Source organism: Vibrio sp. MA40-2, assembly GCF_047302445.1.
Taxonomy (GTDB): Bacteria; Pseudomonadota; Gammaproteobacteria; order Enterobacterales; family Vibrionaceae; genus Vibrio.
Genome location: NZ_CP178628.1, coordinates 2,570,966 through 2,592,968 on the forward strand (window position 1 = coordinate 2,570,966; position 22,003 = coordinate 2,592,968).

The 22,003-nt window shown below is 38.2% G+C and carries 18 protein-coding genes; 6 read left to right on the top strand and 12 right to left on the bottom strand.

What is annotated here, in order from left to right; translation table 11 throughout:
• The first annotated feature begins 417 nt into the window (after window positions 1–417).
• The gene (gene nrfA / locus ACLKML_RS19145; protein ID WP_413284558.1) at window positions 418–1,836 is read left to right on the top strand and encodes an ammonia-forming nitrite reductase cytochrome c552 subunit; all 1,419 of its coding nucleotides are present in this window, start codon (window positions 418–420) and stop codon (window positions 1,834–1,836) included.
• A gap of 297 nt (window positions 1,837–2,133) precedes the next feature.
• Here nrfA and ACLKML_RS19150 read toward each other — a convergent pair whose 3' ends face one another.
• Window positions 2,134–2,763, bottom strand: coding sequence for a hypothetical protein (locus ACLKML_RS19150; protein WP_413284559.1), 630 nt, complete (start codon window positions 2,761–2,763; stop codon window positions 2,134–2,136).
• Window positions 2,764–2,866: 103 nt separating this feature from the next.
• Window positions 2,867–5,512, bottom strand: a complete 2,646-nt coding sequence (gene gyrA / locus ACLKML_RS19155) for a DNA topoisomerase (ATP-hydrolyzing) subunit A (protein ID WP_413284560.1) — start codon at window positions 5,510–5,512, stop codon at window positions 2,867–2,869.
• 464 nt (window positions 5,513–5,976) lie between these two features.
• Here gyrA and ubiG point away from each other — a divergent pair, with 464 nt between their 5' ends.
• The 4 genes from ubiG (at window position 5,977) to ACLKML_RS19175 (ending at window position 11,190) form a co-directional block, all read left to right on the top strand.
• Window positions 5,977–6,687 carry a bifunctional 2-polyprenyl-6-hydroxyphenol methylase/3-demethylubiquinol 3-O-methyltransferase UbiG gene (gene ubiG / locus ACLKML_RS19160; protein ID WP_413284561.1) on the top strand — a complete coding sequence of 237 codons (711 nt, stop codon included), beginning with the start codon at window positions 5,977–5,979 and terminating at the stop codon, window positions 6,685–6,687.
• Window positions 6,688–7,313: 626 nt separating this feature from the next.
• Window positions 7,314–9,596, top strand: coding sequence for a class 1a ribonucleoside-diphosphate reductase subunit alpha (nrdA, locus tag ACLKML_RS19165; RefSeq protein WP_413284562.1), 2,283 nt, complete (start codon window positions 7,314–7,316; stop codon window positions 9,594–9,596).
• 94 nt (window positions 9,597–9,690) lie between these two features.
• A complete protein-coding gene (nrdB, locus tag ACLKML_RS19170) occupies window positions 9,691–10,824 on the top strand; it encodes a class Ia ribonucleoside-diphosphate reductase subunit beta (protein ID WP_413284563.1) in 1,134 nt (377 codons plus the stop codon).
• A gap of 87 nt (window positions 10,825–10,911) precedes the next feature.
• On the top strand, window positions 10,912–11,190 hold the full coding sequence (locus tag ACLKML_RS19175) for a 2Fe-2S iron-sulfur cluster-binding protein (RefSeq protein WP_413284564.1): 279 nt from the start codon (window positions 10,912–10,914) through the stop codon (window positions 11,188–11,190).
• Here ACLKML_RS19175 and ACLKML_RS19180 read toward each other — a convergent pair.
• Both ACLKML_RS19180 and ACLKML_RS19185 read right to left on the bottom strand, forming a co-directional pair.
• A complete protein-coding gene (locus ACLKML_RS19180; RefSeq protein WP_413284565.1) occupies window positions 11,166–11,537 on the bottom strand; it encodes a hypothetical protein in 372 nt (123 codons plus the stop codon). The two genes, ACLKML_RS19175 and ACLKML_RS19180, sit on opposite strands and share 25 nt — an antisense overlap.
• Window positions 11,538–11,787: 250 nt before the next feature.
• Entirely contained in the window at window positions 11,788–13,023 is a 1,236-nt protein-coding gene (locus tag ACLKML_RS19185; protein WP_413284566.1) for a CinA family nicotinamide mononucleotide deamidase-related protein, read from the bottom strand.
• A 226-nt stretch (window positions 13,024–13,249) separates the two neighbouring features.
• Here ACLKML_RS19185 and ACLKML_RS19190 point away from each other — a divergent pair, with 226 nt between their 5' ends.
• The gene (locus ACLKML_RS19190; protein WP_413284567.1) at window positions 13,250–13,762 is read left to right on the top strand and encodes a glycine cleavage system protein R; all 513 of its coding nucleotides are present in this window, start codon (window positions 13,250–13,252) and stop codon (window positions 13,760–13,762) included.
• 204 nt (window positions 13,763–13,966) lie between these two features.
• Here ACLKML_RS19190 and ACLKML_RS19195 read toward each other — a convergent pair whose 3' ends face one another.
• The 8 genes from ACLKML_RS19195 to ACLKML_RS19230 form a co-directional block, all read right to left on the bottom strand.
• The gene (locus ACLKML_RS19195) at window positions 13,967–15,352 is read right to left on the bottom strand and encodes a phosphomannomutase CpsG (RefSeq protein ID WP_413284568.1); all 1,386 of its coding nucleotides are present in this window, start codon (window positions 15,350–15,352) and stop codon (window positions 13,967–13,969) included.
• 138 nt (window positions 15,353–15,490) lie between these two features.
• Window positions 15,491–15,937, bottom strand: a complete 447-nt coding sequence (locus ACLKML_RS19200; RefSeq protein ID WP_413284569.1) for a low molecular weight phosphatase family protein — start codon at window positions 15,935–15,937, stop codon at window positions 15,491–15,493.
• 131 nt (window positions 15,938–16,068) lie between these two features.
• Window positions 16,069–17,025, bottom strand: coding sequence for a hypothetical protein (locus ACLKML_RS19205; RefSeq protein WP_413284570.1), 957 nt, complete (start codon window positions 17,023–17,025; stop codon window positions 16,069–16,071).
• A gap of 153 nt (window positions 17,026–17,178) precedes the next feature.
• The gene (locus ACLKML_RS19210; protein ID WP_413284571.1) at window positions 17,179–18,561 is read right to left on the bottom strand and encodes an O-antigen ligase family protein; all 1,383 of its coding nucleotides are present in this window, start codon (window positions 18,559–18,561) and stop codon (window positions 17,179–17,181) included.
• Between the two features lie 73 nt (window positions 18,562–18,634).
• The gene (locus ACLKML_RS19215) at window positions 18,635–19,288 is read right to left on the bottom strand and encodes a hypothetical protein (protein ID WP_413284572.1); all 654 of its coding nucleotides are present in this window, start codon (window positions 19,286–19,288) and stop codon (window positions 18,635–18,637) included.
• Between the two features lie 122 nt (window positions 19,289–19,410).
• Entirely contained in the window at window positions 19,411–19,752 is a 342-nt protein-coding gene (locus ACLKML_RS19220) for a VanZ family protein (protein WP_413284573.1), read from the bottom strand.
• 144 nt (window positions 19,753–19,896) lie between these two features.
• Entirely contained in the window at window positions 19,897–20,616 is a 720-nt protein-coding gene (locus tag ACLKML_RS19225; RefSeq protein ID WP_413284574.1) for a hypothetical protein, read from the bottom strand.
• The gene (locus ACLKML_RS19230; RefSeq protein ID WP_413284575.1) at window positions 20,603–22,003 is read right to left on the bottom strand and encodes a phosphomannomutase CpsG; all 1,401 of its coding nucleotides are present in this window, start codon (window positions 22,001–22,003) and stop codon (window positions 20,603–20,605) included. The genes ACLKML_RS19225 and ACLKML_RS19230 overlap by 14 nt, the downstream gene beginning before the upstream one ends.

Consider the following 22,003-nt stretch of genomic DNA (forward strand, 5'->3'; position numbering starts at 1 on the left):
TTTACAAAAAATCCAAACGATAATAATTCTTATTTTGGAGCAGCCACAACGCTATGAAATATTATAAATAAATTTAGAGAAATTACTGGTTTTTACTACAAAATAGTGACCTATTTCACCTTATATTTAAAACAAAACATTGATTATAGTATTTATAACCTATTGAATAAAAACGACTATTAAATAAATCAACTACCACTTTAGGGGTATAAGAAAGAAATCGTGCTCCCGATCACCTACATAAATTGATCTAAAACAATTAAATAATAACGCTTTATATCTAATTTAAATATAACGTCTAACATAGCTTTGTACCTCCCATTCTTATTTTGGATACCAGTCCACAACGCTAGGTAACAAAAAAGTAATACAACGGACAATATAATTAAATAATCATACAAACATGGAGATAGCACCATGAATAAGCACTGGATATCAAAATCAGTAGCAATATTAGTGGCCAGCTTATTAAGCGTCACTAATGTTGTCGCTGAAGATAAAAAAATAGGCGATCCTCGCAATGAGAGCTTTGAAAGTGCGCATAGTCAACAATACGAAACTTGGAAAAAAACATCCGAGAGCAGTAATATTGAAGATGCGTTAGCGAGTGATCCAAATATGGTAATTATGTGGGCTGGTTACGGTTTTGCAAAAGACTATAACAAAGCACGCGGTCACTTTTATGCCATAGATGACATACGTGAAACTCTTCGTACAGGAGCACCAACAGACGAAAAAACAGGTCCAATGCCAATGGCATGCTGGAGTTGTAAATCGCCTGACGTTGCACGCGTTATCGAAGAAAAGGGAGAAGATGGATACTTCCAAGGTAAGTGGGCTCGTTTAGGCCATGAAATAGTCAATCCTATTGGCTGTTCAGATTGCCACAACACAAAAAGCGAAGCATTCAAAAACGGTGATCCCGATCTAATGATTACTCGCCCTTATGTTGAGCGAGCTTTCGAAACCATTGGTATGCCTTTTTCTGAGCAGTCTGGCCTAGAAAAGCAAGCAACAGTTTGTGCGCAATGTCATGTTGAGTACTACTTTACTGGCCCGAATAAAACCGTCAAATTCCCATGGGACAATGGTACAACTGTTGATGATATGGAACAGTATTACGATTCTATCAACTTCAAAGACTGGACGCATAAAGTCTCTAAAGCGCCTATGTTAAAAGCACAGCACCCAGGTTTTGAAACTTGGAGAATGGGCATTCACGGTAAAAACGGTGTCGTGTGTGCCGATTGTCATATGCCTAAAGTCGAGCAAGATGATGGTACCGTCTATACAGATCATAAAGTTGGCAATCCATTGGATGCTTTCGACAACACATGTGCGCAGTGCCACACCCAAGAGAAAGAGTACTTTGTAGAAGTAGTTTCAACTCGTAAAGCTCAAGTAACTAACATGAAGCTTATCGCTGAGAAACAAATTGTTGCCGCTCATTTCGAAGCCGGTGAAGCATGGAAAGCAGGAGCAACTGAAGAAGAGATGCAATCCATTCTGATGGATATTCGTCATGCTCAGTGGCGTTGGGATTATGCTATTGCTTCTCATGGTGTGCATATGCACGCTCCTGAAGTCGCATTAGAAATTCTTGGAACCGCAGTTGATAGAGCCGCTGATGCACGAACTAAAATCATCCGTCTACTGGCTAAAAAAGGAATTAATGATCCTATCACTATCCCTGATATCTCAACCAAAGCTGCTGCACAAAAAGCACTAGGTATGGATATGGATAAAATGAATGCAGAGAAAGAGGAATTCCTTAAAACGCTTGTTCCTGAATGGGAACAAAGAGCTGCTGAACGCCAAGCTAATTATAATTATTAGTCAATAGGTTATAGTTATTAGCTAATAGATTTGTAGCAATAATCAGACTAGCCAGTGACCCAAGTTAATTATTATTCGGTTAGTCTAGATTCCAAATGCCAGCTTATGCTGGCATTTTTTTATCACTAATAAAGTAAACATTGAACACTTAGGATAGCCTTCACTCGTAACAAGGCTAATTGTCGGCTAATAAAAGCGACACTAGATGTAATCGCAACCTTAACTCAAACTTGAATCAATAACATACATAAAGCGCTAGAAATAGCTGTTCTTACATGATTACAATTACGTAGGATATTATTTTCGGCTAAGTTCTCGGGTTTTATTAATAGAGTTTATAATCGCGACTCTATCGATACCTTGTCGTTCAGAATCTAACACTTTCTGCCATATTTCTATCGCTTTGTCATATCTGAAACTAATAAAATGGTCATTGGCAATTAACATCAAAGCGGTATCATTAAGCTGATCTTTTGTTAAAGCTTGGTCAAGTAAGTATTGTACTTGCTTGGTTATTCTCTGCGAACTTAGATAGTATAATGCCGTTGCTTTCGCTGCATATACAGTAGAAGAAGGTGAATCGGTTAAGCGGATAACGTAATCAAAACAGGTATTAGCATTGTCAAACTCACCATTGGCGAAATAGCCCTGCCCTAATTGAAACCATAAATCTTGGTTATTTCTGTCCTCTCTTAATTTATCTTGTATTTCTACAAGAATGTCATCAATCGTCATTGGCTGTTCGAGCTTGGTCATTTCCGATACTTGTCTATCCGGCGAAACAATGAAAAACCATACAAGCAAACTTGATGCAGATAAACAAATAGAAAGTACAATAGGAGTGATAAAACTAGTTGATTTTTGCCATTTTAAATGACCAATAAAGACCGCTAAAGTCAATGCTACACATAAAATAAAAACAGACATATAAAAACAATTCTAACGCTACCAATAATCCAACGACAGTACCATTCTAAGCAAAAAAAAACCGGGCTGATAGCCCGGTTTTTCTACATTTAGATACAAATTATTATTCTGATGGCTGTTCCGAATCGTCTACTTCTGTATCAGAATCTTGAGCAGATAAATCGCTATCCACTTGATTCGCCTCTGCGACATCTTCGCTTTCGACTTGCTCAATATCAGCTTCTTCAATCTCATCGATTCTTTGCAAACCAACCACATTTTCATCTTCAGCGGTCTTAATTAGCGTAACACCAAGGGTATTACGGCCAACCTGACTGATTTCAGAAACGCGTGTACGTACCAGTGTACCAGCGTCGGTGATCATCATAAACTCATCACGTTCTTCAACTTGTACAGCGCCAACAACTTGACCATTACGCTCAGATACTTTAATCGAAACAACACCCTGAGTTGCCCTACCTTTAGTTGGGTACTCGTCTAGCGGCGTTTGTTTGCCGTATCCATTTTGGGTAACGGTAAGAATGTTACCTTGATTAGCAGGAACAATAAGTGACACAACTTGGTCAGCCTCAGCCAGTTTCATACCTCGTACGCCAGCTGCAGTTCGACCCATCGCTCGAACTAATTCTTCTTTGAAGCGAACAACTTTACCTGACTTAGAAAACAGCATAATGTCACTATTGCCATCGGTAATATCAACACCAATTAAAGAATCATCATCTCTTAAGTTAACTGCGATCAAACCATTAGAACGCACATTAGCAAAACTCGCTAATGATGTTTTCTTAACCGTACCATCACCAGTAGCCATGAAGATAAATTTATCATCGGAATATTCCGTTACTGGAAGAATAGCAGTGATGCGTTCATTCTCTTCAAGTGGAAGAATATTAACAATAGGCTTACCACGAGCATTACGACTCGCTTGAGGAAGTTGGAATACCTTAAGGCGATACGCCTTACCTCTAGTTGAGAAGCAAAGAATATTGTCATGTGTATTAGCGACAAGTAAACGTTCAATGAAATCTTCATCTTTCATTTTGGTCGCGCTCTTACCTTTACCACCACGACGTTGCGCTTCATAATCATTTAAGATTTGATATTTAACGTAACCTTCATGCGATAAAGTGACAACCACATCTTCTTGCGCAATCAGCTCTTCCATATCCATATCATGCACAGCAGCAATGATTTCAGTTCGACGTTCATCACCAAAATTGTCACGGACAATTTCTAGTTCTTCACGAATCACTTCCATCAAACGTTCAGTACTGGACAGAATAAGCATCAGTTCTGCAATTTCTTCTAACAGCGCTTTATATTCATCAAGAATTTTCTCGTGCTCTAACCCAGTCAAACGATGCAGACGAAGTTCTAGAATAGCTTGAGCTTGTTGTTCTGTTAGATAGTATTGGCCATCGCGAATACCATATTGGTCTTCTAACCATTCTGGACGAGCGGCATCAGTGCCGGCACGTTCAAGCATCTCTGCAACGTTACCAAGATCCCAACCGCGAGCAATCAAACCAGCTTTTGCTTCTGCCGGCGTGGCTGCACGACGAATCAATTCAATAATTTCATCTATATTCGCTAACGCTAACGCAAGACTTTCTAGAATATGTGCACGTTCACGAGCTTTACGCAGTTCAAAAATAGTACGACGAGTAACCACTTCACGACGGTGATTAACAAAGCATTTCAACATCTCTTTCAAGTTGAAAAGCTTAGGCTGGCCATTATCAAGCGCAACCATATTAATACCAAAGGTAGTTTGAAGTTGCGTAAGCGAATAAAGGTTGTTTAACACAACTTCACCCACCGCATCACGCTTACATTCAATAACAATACGCATGCCATCTTTATCAGACTCATCACGTAATGCACTAATACCTTCAACTTTTTTATCTTTTACAAGCTCTGCAATTTTTTCAATAACACGAGCTTTGTTCACTTGATAAGGAATTTCAGTAACAATGATAGTTTCTCTACCATTTTTATCTGCTTCTATATGCGCTTTAGAACGCATGTAAACCTTACCACGACCAGTTTTATAAGCATCAACAATCCCTTTACGACCACTGATTAACGCGGCGGTAGGGAAGTCAGGACCTGGAATAAATTCCATCAACTCATCGATAGTGATGTCTTCGTTATCAATAAAGGCAAGGCAGCCTTCTATTACCTCAGTTAAGTTATGAGGTGGGATATTGGTTGCCATACCAACAGCAATACCAGAAGAACCATTAACCAATAAAGCAGGTACTTTGGTTGGCAGCACTGCTGGAATAAATTCCGTGCCATCATAGTTAGGTACGTAATCAACTGTTTCTTTGTCTAGATCAGCAAGTAGTTCGTGTGCAATTTTCGACATACGAACTTCGGTATAACGCATTGCAGCGGCTGAGTCGCCATCTATCGAACCAAAGTTACCTTGGCCATCGACCAACATGTAACGCAAAGAAAACGGTTGTGCCATACGTACAATCGTATCGTAAACAGCACTATCGCCGTGCGGATGGTATTTACCAATAACATCGCCCACTACGCGGGCAGATTTTTTATATGCTTTGTTCCAATCATTACCCAGTACATTCATCGCAAACAAAACGCGACGGTGAACAGGTTTTAGACCATCACGTACATCTGGAAGTGCACGTCCTACGATAACTGACATCGCGTAGTCTAAGTATGAACCTCGTAGTTCATCTTCAATGTTTATGGGCGTGATTTCTTTAGCTAAATCGCTCATAGAGCCATTATCCCTCTGTATTTTGATCGTATATTGAATACGTGCAAGGTCGGAAAATATAACACAAAAAGATGCTATATCGCACCTCTTTCACTCACCTTTTACTTCGTTATTGTATTTATTTGGGATTAATCCAAATAAATATTACAGAATACTGCCTAATCAATTGATAATCGGTGAATTAATCAACTTAGATTGGTTATTATTTACCCTGGTAAGTTCCACTCACAAATTCGTTGTGGATACTAAAGGCTCCAGGATATGGCTCCTAAGTCCCCCTTGCCTTGTGAAAGACGGTGCCTTGTGAAAGACGATGCCTTGTTAAAACTATACCTTACTAAAGTCTGGCAGTACCATTGATATGGCAACGGATAAAATTAGCAAGATCGTCCAGTTTCGATTTCAGAATGAATCATTAGCGTTTATAATCATCGGATCATCTTTTTAAAAGTAAGAACCAAACAATGTCACCTGTAGTAAATGTTGATTTAGCTGAAATTAAAAAATTCGAAGATATGGCTTCAAGATGGTGGGATTTAGATGGAGAATTTAAACCTCTACATCAAATTAACCCACTCAGACTCAATTACGTGCTAGAGAAAGCGAATGGCTTGTTCGATAAAACAGTATTAGATGTGGGTTGCGGCGGCGGTATTCTGTCTGAAAGTATGGCGAAACAAGGTGCTAATGTAACCGGCTTAGATATGGGCAAAGAGCCTCTAGAAGTTGCTAGGCTACATGCACTAGAAACGCAAACAACACTCAATTATATTCAAAGTACGATAGAAGATCATGCGGAACAGAATCCACACAGTTATGACGTCATCACGTGTATGGAAATGCTGGAACACGTGCCAGATCCACTTTCTATAATCAAGTCGTGTGAGAAATTGGTCAAGCCTGGCGGACATGTATTTTTTTCAACCTTGAACCGCAATGTAAAATCATACGTATTTGCTATTGTTGGTGCCGAACATCTGTTGAAGCTCGTGCCTAAAGGTACGCATCATCATGACAAATTTATCAAACCATCAGAACTACTCAATATGCTGGATAAAACAACCTTGGTTGAACTAGGGATCACAGGATTGCATTATAACCTACTGACAGATAGCTACCGTCTAGGTACAAAGGTTGATGTAAACTACATTGTCCACACATGCCGCCAAGCATAAAAACTAACTATCCTATTAAGTACATTATCAAACCGCTTTGAAACCGTTTACCAACTATAGTATTACTGAATATAGTATTACTGAATTGAAACAAGTTATTGAGTTAACTATATTGGTGTAACATAGCATTCAAATGCGGTTTGTTTTTCAATCAAAACGATATCGATAAAAATAAGCTAGAACAAAAATCACTGACTAAGAATAGCGACACAAAATTAAAGTTCGCCAAGCATTCGCTCACTTTTAATACCACTATTTTATAAATTTTGAACAAAGATCCTCATCTTGAAAACTTGACAAAGATCAAGAGAAATATTTTTATTTTCTTTTTAAAATTACATTCATTGGAGCGACTAATTTTGACTACTAATTCTCACCTAAAGTCCTCGGTAAGCAATCACTAACCCTTTTATATTTTCACCAAGTTATCCACAAACTAACCCACATAATCAATCTTGAAATTTTAAGCAAAACGCACTATCTTGTAATCCGTTCTACACTACACCCCTATATGTTGTGTTTATTTTATTTTCATCTAGGGGGTTTTGATCACAGAAGCCCTTAGCGTTTTCAAAAAATCAAAAAAAATCGGGCTTTCGTCAGTCTTATTAGGGATATCAACCAGAATGAACCAACAACTTACCGTTGCTAAGCGTAATGGCCGTAAAGAAAACATTGATCTAGAGAAGATCCATAGAGTGATCACATGGGCTGCTGAAGGGTTGCAAAATGTTTCCGTCTCCCAAGTGGAAATCAAATCTCATATTCAATTTTATGATGGAATCAGTACTAGTGATATTCATGAAACCATTATTAAATCGGCTGCTGATCTTATCTCAGAAGAGACACCAGATTATCAATACTTAGCAGCACGTCTCGCTGTATTCCATTTACGTAAAAAAGCGTATGGTCAATACGAGCCACCTGCACTATACGACCACGTTAAAAAACTGGTTGATGCAGGTAAGTATGATAAACACCTAATAAAAGACTATACGACCGAAGAGTTTGCAAAAATGGATGCGTTTATTGAACATAAACGTGATCTTGATTTTTCCTATGCGGCAGTGAAGCAATTAGAAGGTAAATACTTCGTACAAAATCGCGTCACAAAAGAAATTTACGAAAGTGCTCAGTTCCTCTATATACTGGTTGCTGCCTGTCTGTTTGCAAAGTATCCACAAGAGACACGTTTAGATTACATCAAACGTTTTTACGACGCGGTGTCGACATTCAAAATTTCTTTACCAACCCCTATAATGTCAGGCGTGCGTACCCCTACCCGTCAATTCAGCTCTTGTGTTTTGATCGAGTGTGATGACAGCTTAAACTCAATTAATGCCACCTCTAGTTCAATTGTTCGTTATGTCTCTCAACGTGCAGGTATTGGTATCAATGCCGGTAGAATTAGAGCATTAGGTTCTGAGATTAGAGGTGGTGAAGCATTCCATACTGGTTGTATCCCATTCTACAAATATTTCCAAACCGCAGTTAAGTGCTGCTCACAAGGCGGAGTACGTGGCGGCGCGGCAACCGTTTTCTATCCAATTTGGCATGGTGAAGTTCAATCGCTTCTAGTGTTGAAAAATAATCGTGGTGTAGAAGAAAACCGTGTGCGTCATATGGATTATGGTGTGCAAATAAATAAAACCATGTATTCAAGACTGGTTAAAGGACAAAATATTAGCCTATTTTCTCCTTCTGACGTACCGGGTCTCTATGATGCTTTCTTTGAAGATCAACAGAAATTCGAACAGCTTTATACTCAATATGAAGCCGATCAAAGTATTAAACGAGAAACCGTTAAAGCAGTGGATTTATTCTCCCTGCTAATGCAAGAAAGAGCATCAACAGGTCGTATTTACGTACAAAATGTTGACCACTGTAATACACATAGTCCATTTGACCCAAGTGTTGCACCCATTCGTCAATCGAATCTTTGTTTAGAAATTGCATTACCAACAAAACCGTTGAACAACGTCGAAGATGACCAAGGTGAAATCGCGCTTTGTACCCTTTCCGCTTTCAACTTAGGTGCTATAAAATCACTCGATGATTTCGAAGAGCTTTCGGAATTGGTTGTTCGTGCACTCGATGCACTACTTGACTACCAAGATTATCCATTACCAGCTGCGTATAAATCGACTATGAACCGACGCACTCTGGGTGTGGGTGTTATAAACTATGCTTACTATTTGGCTAAGAATGGCGTCCGTTATTCTGACGGCAGTGCCAATGGACTAACTCATAGAACGTTTGAGGCGATTCAATACTATCTATTAAAAGCGTCCGTTAACTTGGCTAAAGAGCAAGGCGCTTGCCCATCATTTAATGAAACACGTTACGCTCAAGGCATTTTGCCTATTGATACCTATAAAAAGGACGTCGATACTATCTGTGATGAGCAATTACATTATGATTGGGAAGCACTACGTGAAGAAATCAAAACTCACGGTTTAAGAAATTCAACCCTGACTGCTCTAATGCCATCAGAAACTTCTTCGCAGATTTCAAATGCGACTAATGGTATTGAACCTCCGCGTGGATTCGTTTCAGTGAAGGCATCTAAAGATGGTATTTTGAAGCAAGTTGTTCCCGATTACATCGCACTAAAAGAAAATTACCAACTGTTATGGTCTATTCCTAACAATGATGGTTATCTACACTTAGTCGGTATTATGCAAAAATTTGTAGACCAAGCGATTTCAGCTAATACCAACTACGACCCAGCAATACATGAAAGCGGCAAAGTACCCATGAAACTTCTGCTTAAAGACCTACTAACCGCTTACAAATACGGCGTAAAAACACTGTATTATCATAATACACGTGATGGTGCATCAGATGCACAAGGTAAGGATGTTGCCGTTGCTGAAGAAGATTGTGAAGGCGGCGGTTGTAAGATATAGCGGTTACCTTGGAATATTATGGGCTGAGGCTGTTGAAAGCCTCAGTAATTGCGCACAACCATTAAAATAGTAAACAAAAGGAACACAAGCGACTATGGCTTACAGTACTTTTACGCAAACCAAAAATAATCAATTAAAAGAACCGATGTTTTTAGGGCAACCTGTTAACGTCGCGCGTTATGATCAACAAAAATTCGACATTTTTGAAAAGCTGATTGAAAAACAACTGAGTTTTTTTTGGCGTCCAGAAGAAGTGGATGTGTCTAGTGACCGCATTGACTACAATAAATTACCAGAGCACGAAAAACATATATTCATTAGTAATTTAAAATATCAAACATTACTGGATTCTATTCAAGGTCGCAGCCCTAATGTAGCATTACTTCCATTAGTCTCGTTACCTGAAGTGGAAACATGGATTGAGACTTGGTCATTTTCTGAAACTATTCATTCTCGTTCTTATACGCATATTATTCGTAATATCGTTAACGACCCAGGCGTTGTATTTGATGACATAGTTGAAAACGAATACATACGCAATCGTGCAAAAGATATCTCTCGTTACTATGATGACCTTATTGCCTTAACTAATGATTATCACCGCTATGGTGTCGGTAATCATACTATTAATGGTGAAAACGTTGTTGTTGACCTGCATGCGCTTAAAAAACAGCTTTATCTGTGCCTAATGTCCGTCAATGCGTTAGAAGCCATTCGCTTTTACGTGAGTTTTGCCTGTTCATTTGCTTTTGCCGAGCGTGAGCTAATGGAAGGCAATGCTAAAATAATCAAATTAATCGCAAGAGATGAAGCACTGCATCTTACTGGCACCCAATACATGATAAATCTTCTGCGTAATGGGCAAGATGATTTCGAATTCATGCAGATAGCAGAAGAGTGCAAGCAAGAGTGTTTCGATCTATTCAAAGCAGCGGCAGAGCAAGAAAAAGAATGGGCCGAATACCTATTCAAAGATGGTTCAATGATTGGGTTAAATAAAGATATTCTTTCTCAATATGTTGAATACATTACCAATACTCGTATGCAAGCCGTCGGACTAGGTATCGCTTACCCAGAAGCAACATCCAATCCAATTCCATGGATAAATGCTTGGCTTTCATCTGATAACGTACAAGTTGCACCTCAAGAAGCTGAAATCAGCTCTTATCTTGTTGGGCAAATAGATAATGAAGTCGATGCAAACGACTTTGAAGACTTCGAACTATAAACTCATTACCTAAACATCGTTTGGTTCCCTTAATGAAAAAGGGAATCAAACAGTCAAGACTAAAAACACTGAGACACTTAACACTTCATGTTTAAACTGACAATTAATACCCTGACTCCTATCCATATTAAACCAGGTCTTACCATTTTACAGGCAATGGAGTTGGCAGGTCTACAGCCCGAATATCACTGCAGAGATGGACACTGTGGCGCATGTCGTTGTGAATTGATCGAAGGAGAAGTTGAAGAAAGCCATTTTAAAATGGCCTACACCAACAAGAATGAAATTTTGCCTTGTATTAGTAAGGCAAAATCCGATCTCGTGTTAGCAAAAGTAAATCATCAGATAAAAGCTAAATTGGCTTGATTGCCAGTTACGTCATTATTTTTTTCAACTCTGCAATTGGTTTCGACACTACAGCTGCTTTCAATACAAAAGCTGAGTTGGTTAATTACCTGATACACATCTAACTGTTCATTTTGTTCTAGTAAACGTTCTGCATCGACAACGCTAATCCCTTTGTCTGCGATATGTCGCCCGTCATCATCAAAAAGTGATACTCGATAACCACTACTTGCAGAGGATCCTTGATCACTTTGTAGATCCACCCACAGAGAAATTACATCCAATTTGTTCGAACTAAAGGTCTCTCCTAATAATATTCTATCACCAGCAACTTTATACCAAACTTCAATTTTAGATTGACTCAACATCGGCAAAACCCCCTAGCACTTGCGAAATTCGTTCTTAATTTAACGAATACTTTAAGTTTACGACAAATCAATTCTTATGCTAGCACCAATATTGAGATAATGTACTCCAACAGATTAAAACTATTTAAATCAATAATTTATCACTTAGATTTTCTAGTTATAAGCGACTAAAGACCTACTGAAATAGGTTAAAGAACAAAACAACAGCATCAAAAATTAGGCTAAATTACTGGTTATATATACTCGAAAATTATAGATGCGACGACGGAACATAAACCTCTCGAATACGCTCTACAGATCCATATTGACCAAAAACAGGCTTCTTTTCTTCATGACGTCGAAGCATATCAAGTAGTAGCGTCGAGATGATTTTTGCTTGATCTTCTCGAGCATATTGTCGACGAAGTTCGAACAACTGCCCCCATTCACCAAACTCAGTAGACAATGCTATAGCGAACTTGTTGTCCTCTATCGAACCAACTGATAGTCCAATATCAACCACGGTTTTTTCACGAATTGATGCCGCTAGTGCCAATGCAGAGGCTATTGGATCCTGATCAGCATTCTCAAGCGACTCAACTTTATTCAAAACCCAAGCCTGTTTAAAGCGCGTGCAAGTCCTCTCATTCAACTGAAGAGAACTCGACAAATACCCACCAGTCGCACACTCAGCAACAGAAATTTGCTTGTTAGCATCAATCAACAAACTGCCCAAATTGTCCATCATAGGTTCATCTACACTCACCACATTGTCACCTAAATGAGAATAAATGATTTTTAATAGATCGATCCGAGTCTTTGGCTGATCGGTTGGACCAAAAAGCTTCACTTCAATGAAAGGTAAATAAGATCGATAGCCCAGCTCAAACCCTTCGGGCATAACAATATTGTCTAGATTCATTGCAATGCCAGATTCCCCTAAGCCAAATGTATACAAGCGACTAACCTCAAAAGGTCTATTCTCAGGAAACAAACGTTGGAGTGAAGGTATAATTTGCTCATTAACCATCACTTTAAATTCACTAGGTACACCTGGGGTAAAGAAAAAACGTGCATTATTTATCTGCATGGTGAACCCGCATGCGGTACCCACTGGATTATTTATAATTTGTGAGGTTTGGGGAAGCATCGCTTGTTTGAGGTTACTATCATGCATTTTACGCCCCATGCGTGTAAACATCTTTTCCATTGCCTCCAACCATTCAGGAAAAAGCTCCAGCTCAGTATCCGCGGCAATAGCAGCGGCTTCAGAAGTTAGATCATCACTCGTTGGCCCCAGTCCACCATTCACAATAACCACATCGTGATTCAAGCTAAGCGCAACAAGTTCATTCACGAGCGGTTTCTTTTGATCTCCTACTGTCGTTCTCTTAGAAAGACTCAGTCCTTCTTCATAGCAACGACGAGATAACCACGCTGCATTAGTATCAACTATGTCACCGTGAAGTACTTCTTCTCCAGTACTAAGCATTGCAATATTAATCATCTATCATCCTATTTTTGTTACCCGGCGGTTTAACTTACTCACTATTGTACAAACATTTGCTATCATCATAACTACATTTAGTACATTAAAGAAAAAATTAAGATTTAACCGTACTTCGGTTCAAAAAATGGACTCTGGTCAAGCTTTATACTAGGAATACTTCTACACTTAATATAATAAATTAATTCATACAGTTAGCCTATTGGGCTTATACGGGGGAACGTTTATGATGACCACGTTTATTGCAAATTTTGTAGGAAAAGCCACACCCGCTACCATCAAAGAATTCGCTGCTATCACACATGAAAATGATGGCAAATGGTTAATCAGTAAAGTGAACTTTATAGAAGATCAAGTTGCTGCTGTGATCAAAATAGAATTACCGCAAGAAAACGAGCAAATAGTTAAAGACGCCATTATGGATAACCCAGATCTATTAGTTAAATTTGTCGATAGTGATTCAACATCAAATGGAAAAGAAGAAGTCTTTGAACTGCGTGTAGATGCAAATGATAGAGCCGGCATTGTCAACGAAATAACAAGTATGCTTGATGGCCAAGCTATTCACATTTTAGATATGGATTGTCATAGGGTATTTATTGCTGGAGGTGGCGGGGTAAGTTCTAGCTTATTTACCGCGAATCTAGCCATTCGCTTACCGGAAGAGCTCAATATCGATGATATAGTCAAAGAATTAGAATCACTAAGTGAAGATACAAGAGTTATATTAAAAAGTTAATCGCCTAGCCAATGGCTCTAGTATCATGACAACTTGTCTAGTGAATCATTAAGTAAATAAGAATTTATAGTTCAATCTATAATCGATAATTACAACAGTGATAAGGCTCAAACTACGAAGCGTCTATATTGTCTTTGTAGTTTGACAAGCAAGTTAATTTAGCCAGGCGTAACGAGCTAACCCTGAATCAAAAACGAAAAGTCATTACGTATGAGTAAGAATATCCAAAATTTCATTGGCTTTTGTGTGCACTAAATGGTTATCTGAATAGCTCTCAACGTTCAACTTTAATACCTGTTGTTTGGTGGACATACGCAGATTTAAACGCCATGCCGTGTCGTAATCCTCAAACTCTAAGCCTATCCCATCCGTCAATTCTTTATAACTGTACTTATTTTTAAAGTAGTCAAGTAGATAACAAGCCGAGCGTTTAGGGTTTTTTACCGGAATTTTTATTTCTCCTGAAATAGGGAATGCTTTTTTTCTTTCAGCAACTAGTTGCGATAATTTTGTATCACGTAACGACATTAATTCTATAAGTAACAACCAAGGAATCATACCTGAACCGCAGTATGTGAAATCTTTAAAATAGTGATAAGCACTACTCTCTCCACCGTATATTGCGTTTACCTCACGCATTTTTTGCTTGAAGTACTCTCGACCAATTTTAGTTGCTACCGGTACTCCGCCATTGGCCACTATTGTTTGCAGCGTATTCCAATATAAAACATGATCGTGTACTATTTTTGCACCTGGATTTTTCTTTAACAATGCTTCGGCAATAAAGCCAACCATATAATAGGCTGGTACATGATGTCCGGTATCATCAATGATAAAGCAACGATTAAAATCACTGTCCCAAGCAATCCCAAGATCTGCACCAGACTCAATGACAAGCTTAGCGGTATCGAGTCTAAAATCATGAATAGATACGCCAGACGCAATTTCCATCGGCTCATTCTCATTGGCATGATTGATCTTAATGAAATTAATAGGAACGTTGGTTTGAGTAAAGACTGATTCTAATTCATCAATTACCATACTTGCCGCACCGTAGCCGGAATTGACAACTAACGTCATAGGTTTAAAACATTGACTATCTATATTTTCGAGCAGTCGCGAAATATAATCCTCTCGAGAATAACCACGTTGAAGTAGACCTTTAATTATTGATGCATGGGGATCAGTTTCTAACGAAGCTAGCATTTTCTTAATGGCAAGTAGCCCATTACTCGTGTTAATAGGCTGACAATGTTTACCAATTAAGTTAATTACATGGCAATTTACTGAATTAGCCGCCGCATTAACCATTATGCCACCATCTGACGCACGTTGCTTAAGCGCATAAAAAAGTTCTTCTTTGCCAACTCGTCCTACATCGATTACATCAGTACCAAATCCGAGTAAATTATGGACTATTATTTCCTTTAAATAACTCGATGCCACACTGCCGTCACAGCCTACAATGACACTTTGTGGCTTTAAATGCGTGGCATAAGCTCTAGCAATACGTGCCACAGCTTCAGGAGTAAGTGAATCACTTGTACTCCCGCGAATATCATTATTAGTAAAGCACTCAAAAATTGTCATATTATTAGTACACTTTAATATCTCGCTATTAATTTCATTTTAATTTCGTGATTTTCTAACGTGTAATCTTGTGTTTAAAGCTAAATAAATACCTTCAATAATGATTTCTCCATGGCATATACCGATGAAAACTTTTGATTATGCTTTTAATTTTCTCGCCCATGCTCTAACAGCATTGCCGATAACAGAATATACCTGATTGAAAATAACGTCACTCTTCTGGTATGGATCATCGATACTACTCATTCCTATCCAGTGGCCAAGTAACCAAGACTTTGCGCGAGCTTCAGGAAAAAATTGACATAACTGCTCGAGTTGCTCTCGATCCATCGTGAGAATAAGGTCATGTTGATCAATCAAAAATTGATCAACTTGTTTAGCTCGATGCTCACTCATATCAACGCCGTACTTCAACGCCATTTCTACTGCAACCTTATCAGCAGGAACACCCTGTAAACCATTTTTATCCGTTGCAATACCCGCTGAGGTTACTTCAATATTCGGTAATAACTTATTCAACGCAGCTTCTGCAAAAGGTGACCGGCATATATTGCCAGTACATAAAACAAGTATACTCTTGAACACAAAAATCCTTGGATATTTACAACGATAAAATCATTAGTACACAGCGATAAATAACTAATTATAGACTATTGAAATAAATTGGCCTGTTGGTGGACAATATATTTCAAATATAATTGAGGCTATGCGAAAAATTAAAAGCTTCCCGCTATACCAATTACATAACCTACATCAGTATTGTCTTCATCGGTTAAGCCTAATTCAGCGTATGCACTAACAGCGTCGGTAAAATAGAAAGAAGTATTAATATAGATATCGTTTACCGTACCATTATCATTCGAATCATTATCAATTACCGCCCAACCTACAGCGTATTCAAAACGGCCTTCAGGTCGATAAACACCGGTTAAGCCCATTGCATTAATATCACTATCTTCACCAGAAACCGTTTCAGTGGTTGCATAAGAATATGTCCCCGCAATACCTATTTCACCAAGAACATAACGCACTTCAGCAATATAAGCATTGGCATTTAGCGAGTCATGTTCGCCCATTGCAACAAATAAAGTGGCTTCCAAATCGCCTAAACGCACACCTACATTGCCATCTAACTCAAAATCATCTTCTGTGCTTGCACTTTCATTTTTATACGCTGAATAAGCCGCTCCTGCATAAAAAGAATTACCACCATCATATCTGTACTTTATAACCTGTTCACCAGATGAGTCTAAATTCTCAATAAAAGCATTAAAGCCAAACTCGTAATCCTCACCAATTCCTGCGTCATCTAAAATTGTTGGCTGAATACCCGCAGAAATAACATGTGCGTCTAATATATCAACATAAAAATAAACATCACCTCTGGTTACACTGTCATCTTCATTATTTGCGTCAATATCAAAGTGACCACCCATGCTAAAATCTTCACTCATTTCAAAGCCAAGATTAAATCCAAAGTTAGCCTCATCTACTCTCCATTGAGCATCTTTTATTTCTGTTGAATAGTCTTTCGTCTCGGCCATTGTTTTAAAATACTGAACATCAACCTCACCACTAATATCAATGGTCACGCCATCTTGTGCATACATTTCTGCCGCATTAACTTGAGTGGCAGCCGCAAATACAGCTATGGCTAATAGTGACTTTTTCATTATTAATTCTCCCTTTATTATTCATTCCTTGTGCAATATTGCGTCAATATACAGGTTAAAAATGTCAATCGACTATGCTGAATATTGCGAAAATAGTATTTTTGGTACTATATATTTTTTATTAACAACGATATCTTTTATTAACAACGCTGTTTACTGAATAGGCTTGCTAACAACCGTACTCTTAATAACACGAGTACAGCCCGCCAAGACCAAGACCAATAAAAAAGTCGCCGCATTTGCAGGTGCTTGTAGATTAAAATCGACTGTAATATGTATCAACATGCCAATAATAGCCATAAAACACCCCAACGCTGTTCCTTTTAATATTCTGCTGTTTCTTGTTCTCATTGCATTAAAACTAAACCACAAACCAATAAGTACCATGCAACCTAAAACCAACACAGCTGGAATACCAACTTCAGCTGCAAATTGAATATAATCGTTATGGGCAAAATCATAATAACCAATATTATATTGGCTATAACTTGGAAATGTAGAATAAAAGCTACCTAAGCCTGTTCCCGTTAACGGATAATCTTTAATAATATCCATACTCCACAAAACGGCTTGGTCACGAGTTTCAGTACTCATTGCTGTATTTTCTAGACGTTCCTTTACTTTGTCTAAACCGAATATCGTTCCTACAGCTAAAGTATCTATGATCAAAAAGGAAATCACTAACGCCGTTAACGCTCGCGGTTTATTTTTATAGAAAAACAGTGCGACGAGACCACCAATAATGGTTATCGAAAAAAACACGGTATTACCCATTCTTGAACGAGTCATTACTAAAGCGATCACCATAACCACCAGACACAAACGAATAATCATTTTAGGTGACAATATAGCTTCAAACCAACGACGAAAACGTACCTGCCAAGAACCAGATTCGCTTTGATGCATTTGAGACACGATTAAACCGATACCCAATGACAAAGTCATAATCAAATAGTTGGCCAAGTGATTATGGTACACAAATGATCCAGTTGCCCTACTTCCTTGCGGTAGACCAAAAACCCAACTCTGTGTACTTGCGGTTAGTATCATCAACGCAGCATAAAATGCTTGAAGGGTTCCACTAAACACCACAGCCAGAATCACTTGTTTTATTCTTTTGATGCTGTTTATTAAAATGATCGCGTTAAAAGTAAACAAGGTATAAGCAACACCTTTTAATAATCCAGAAACCGTAGCAAACCAATCTAATGAAATAGTTTTAGACTCTAAATTTAAAAAACTATAGATGCGAAATGCACTGGGTGAAATAACATTAAGTAGCGGGTCAGGTAAAGGAATAATCTGAATGGCAATCCAAACCTGAAACAGAATAAGTGGTAGCAGTAACCATAAAAATCGTTTTAGTCGCTGCCAAGGGAAATGAGTTCTAACAGAAAAAATTAATGCTAATGTCTGGAGCGCAATCCACACTTCAAAAATCGACCACGCCCAAACACGGTTACTTGCTAATGGAATCGGCAGCCAAATAACAAGCAACAAAAAACTATAGAAACAAACTATTTCTATTTTTGTCATTATAAATCCATTATATAAATTCGCTTGATGATCTTTATTGCTAACAAACGTTCTAAATTAGCAATAAAGAAAACTAGCTAGGAGAAACACCGTTACCTCGATTAGCAAAAGTATTCAGAGTAGGTGTTGGCGCCGCAACTGCTGGAGTAGGAATACCCGCCGCTGTTTGAGCTTCAATAGCGATAGTAACAGCAGCAATATCAACACTAGGAACACTAACAGCAGCCAGAGTGATAACTTCAGCGGACACGCCCATATCTGCAGCAGTTCTAGCGATTTCTGCTGCTTGTTCAGGAGCGAGAGTCATAGCAGAAAGAAGTATTATTTCTTGTTGTTCAGGCATTGCGGTTAGAACACTCGCCACAATATCCTCGATGGATAAATCGGGAAAGAGTTCCAGTAAGCCAGCAACAACGAAATCCACAGAAGGAAGTTCAGGAAGAAGATCAAGAAGAACGACAATTAATTTCGGTTCAGGTATCAATGGAAATGTTTCAACCAACCCATTAACTAAACCCGATAAACTGTCTGTTTGATTGTCGTTATAATACGACTCTATTTGCGCTTGTTCAGTGTCACTAATAACATAGTCAGCTACTGACGTTGTTGATTCAGTAAGTTGCGTATTAATGCCAGTTTGTATTTCTGCATCGGTATTAGCATAAGTTGGTAGTGACACCAACGAAAAACTCGCCGCAAGAGCAAATGCGATTGGACTTAAGTTCATATAATATCCCTTTTAAAAACTTTATATCGCAGATAACCGTATTAATCCTTAATAGCGGTAAAATTCAGTTAGTTTCTATAGCATATTAAATACTATGAACTGCTTAGAAAACAAGCAAGAAGTTATTTGATCAAGTTCACACTATTATCTTTATTGAGACTGATCATACTTGCAATGCCACTTCCTAGTGCAACACCAGCGGTATTGATGGATAAATCGACTAATGAGTAATCACGACTAGGAATAAAGTACTGCATAATTTCGTCACTAATCACTAGGCAAAGTACCGCAATAGATTGCCAGCCAACTAGGTTAAATAACCATTTTTTTTGGCTTGCTTTAGTTGACCACAATGCTAAGAACCCCACTATCGTAGCAACAATAAAATGCAGATATTGATCGCCGCCAAGCCAATTCTCAAAAGATCTAATATCATCAGCAAACAAACCTGTACTCTTTGCCATAGATGCCAATCCTGCGAAGAATATACACCCATAGAATATGACCAAACGATAATAAACAGAAAAAATAAGCGTCTCCTTAACTCGATCAATGTCTGTCACAATTTGTCAATAATACATTCAAATCAATAGCACAAAATTCTTATACTATTTAGTTGGTTTTTCATTGCAAGCGGGAATTGAATGTCGACTAATCATCAAAATATTACAGGCTTTGTCTCGGTAACTAGCATTAGCAATAAATGTATCAAAATTCCCAAAGGCAAACCCATATTTTTCTGGGTCTAATAAATATCTGGTAGCCTTGATTTTATCTTGATTACTAATACTTCCCCAAAAAGCAAAGTAGAAATCTAAACCCGCTCTCATAGTCACTTCTTCATAACGACCATATTTTTCTGCATTATATAGTTGATCAAATACATCTTCTACTGGGTGTTTTAAACTACTCAATAGATAGGTTTTTTGTGCATGAACATCTGGAAATATTGGTCGCAAAGCAATCGCTTTATTACTCAACATTAAACCTTCACGTAAGAATGAATCATAGATATCTAAGTTCTGATTTGCGTAGCTATTGAGTAATTCAGTATAAGCCGCCATAGACAGATGATTGGGGTCATATTGATTCCAAATCATCATTTGATCGGTTAACAAATTTACTCGAGTAAGCATATCGTACTTTTTATCCAATACACTTTGATCAACGCCTTGAGAATGGGTTTGATTAACGTAATGCTCATACTGCTTAAATTCATTTTCTAAGCCAATTTTATACAATGAGCCCATAGCAAAATGTGAAGCATAAAAAATTAATGTCACCGAAATCAGTGACATTAATAGTAAAGCAAAACTAGAGCGATTCATTATTAAGTAACCGAGAAATTTCTAGCACCTTTTTTTCTACAATGGCTTGATCGCCTGCTGATTCAATATTTAAACGTACCACCGGCTCGGTATTTGACGAACGTAAATTAAAACGCCATGCAATGTCATTTTTTTCAAACGTCATACTTATACCGTCAATGTGATCTATACTGCTAGCGTTAGCAGTATAAAAATCAGTCACTCTTTTTATCGCGGCTTTAGGGTTCTCCAATTTAAAATTAATTTCTCCTGATGATGGAAAGGCTTCAATCATATCATTGACTAAAAAGGATAATTTTTGTTGCTTCACAGAGAGCAATTCGGCTACTAATAACCATGGAATCATCCCAGAATCACAGTAAGCAAATTGTTTAAAGTAATGATGTGCGCTCATCTCTCCGCCATACACTGCATCAACTTCACGCATCTTATCCTTAATTAGCGCATGACCAGATGGACACATTACTGGAACACCATCATTGTCAGCTATAATTTTTTCAGTATTCCAATAGGTACGAGGATCGAAAATAATTTTTTGCTTAGGCTGTTTTTGTAAAAACGCTTCTGCTAACAAGCCGACAATATAGTAACCTTCGATAAATCGACCTTTTTCATCAAACAAAAAACAGCGGTCAAAATCACCATCCCACGCTATTCCCATATCAGCATTATGCTCTAATACTGCCTCTGAAGTTGCAGCCCTATTCTCTGGTAAAAGAGGGTTTGGAATACCATGCGGGAAATTACCATCTGGTTGATGATGGATTTTAATAAATTCAATGGGTACATTTAATTGTTCAAGTTGCTTTAGTATTTCATCAAAAGCAGGACCAGCAGCACCGTTACCTGCATTTATAACCAATTTTAGCGGCTTAATTTTTGCTGGGTCAATATAACTAACAATATGCTGCGCATACGCTTTCTTGTGGTCCATCTGCGTTAAATGGCCTTTTTTTTCTTGTGCAAAGTCGCCTTTTTCCGCCAAGGCTTTTATTTCACCTAACCCATTCGAATAACCAATCGGTGCGGAGCCTTTACCAACTGGTTTCATCCCATTGTAATTAATAGGATTATGGCTAGCGGTAACTTCTATGCCACCATCAACATCCATATCAGAAGTAGCAAAATAGATCTCTTCTGTACCAGTTAAGCCAAGATCAATAACGTCAACACCCGCATCCAGTAACCCTTGGGCCAAAGACGCTTTAAGCGATTCAGAAGACAACCTTACATCACCACCAACAACCACTTTTTTGGCTTTAAGAATTTCACCATAAGCTCGACCGATACGATAAGCAACATCTTCGTCCAACTGTTCACCAAGCTTGCCACGAATATCGTATGCCTTAAAACAGGTAATCTCTTTATAATTATTTTGCATAGCCAT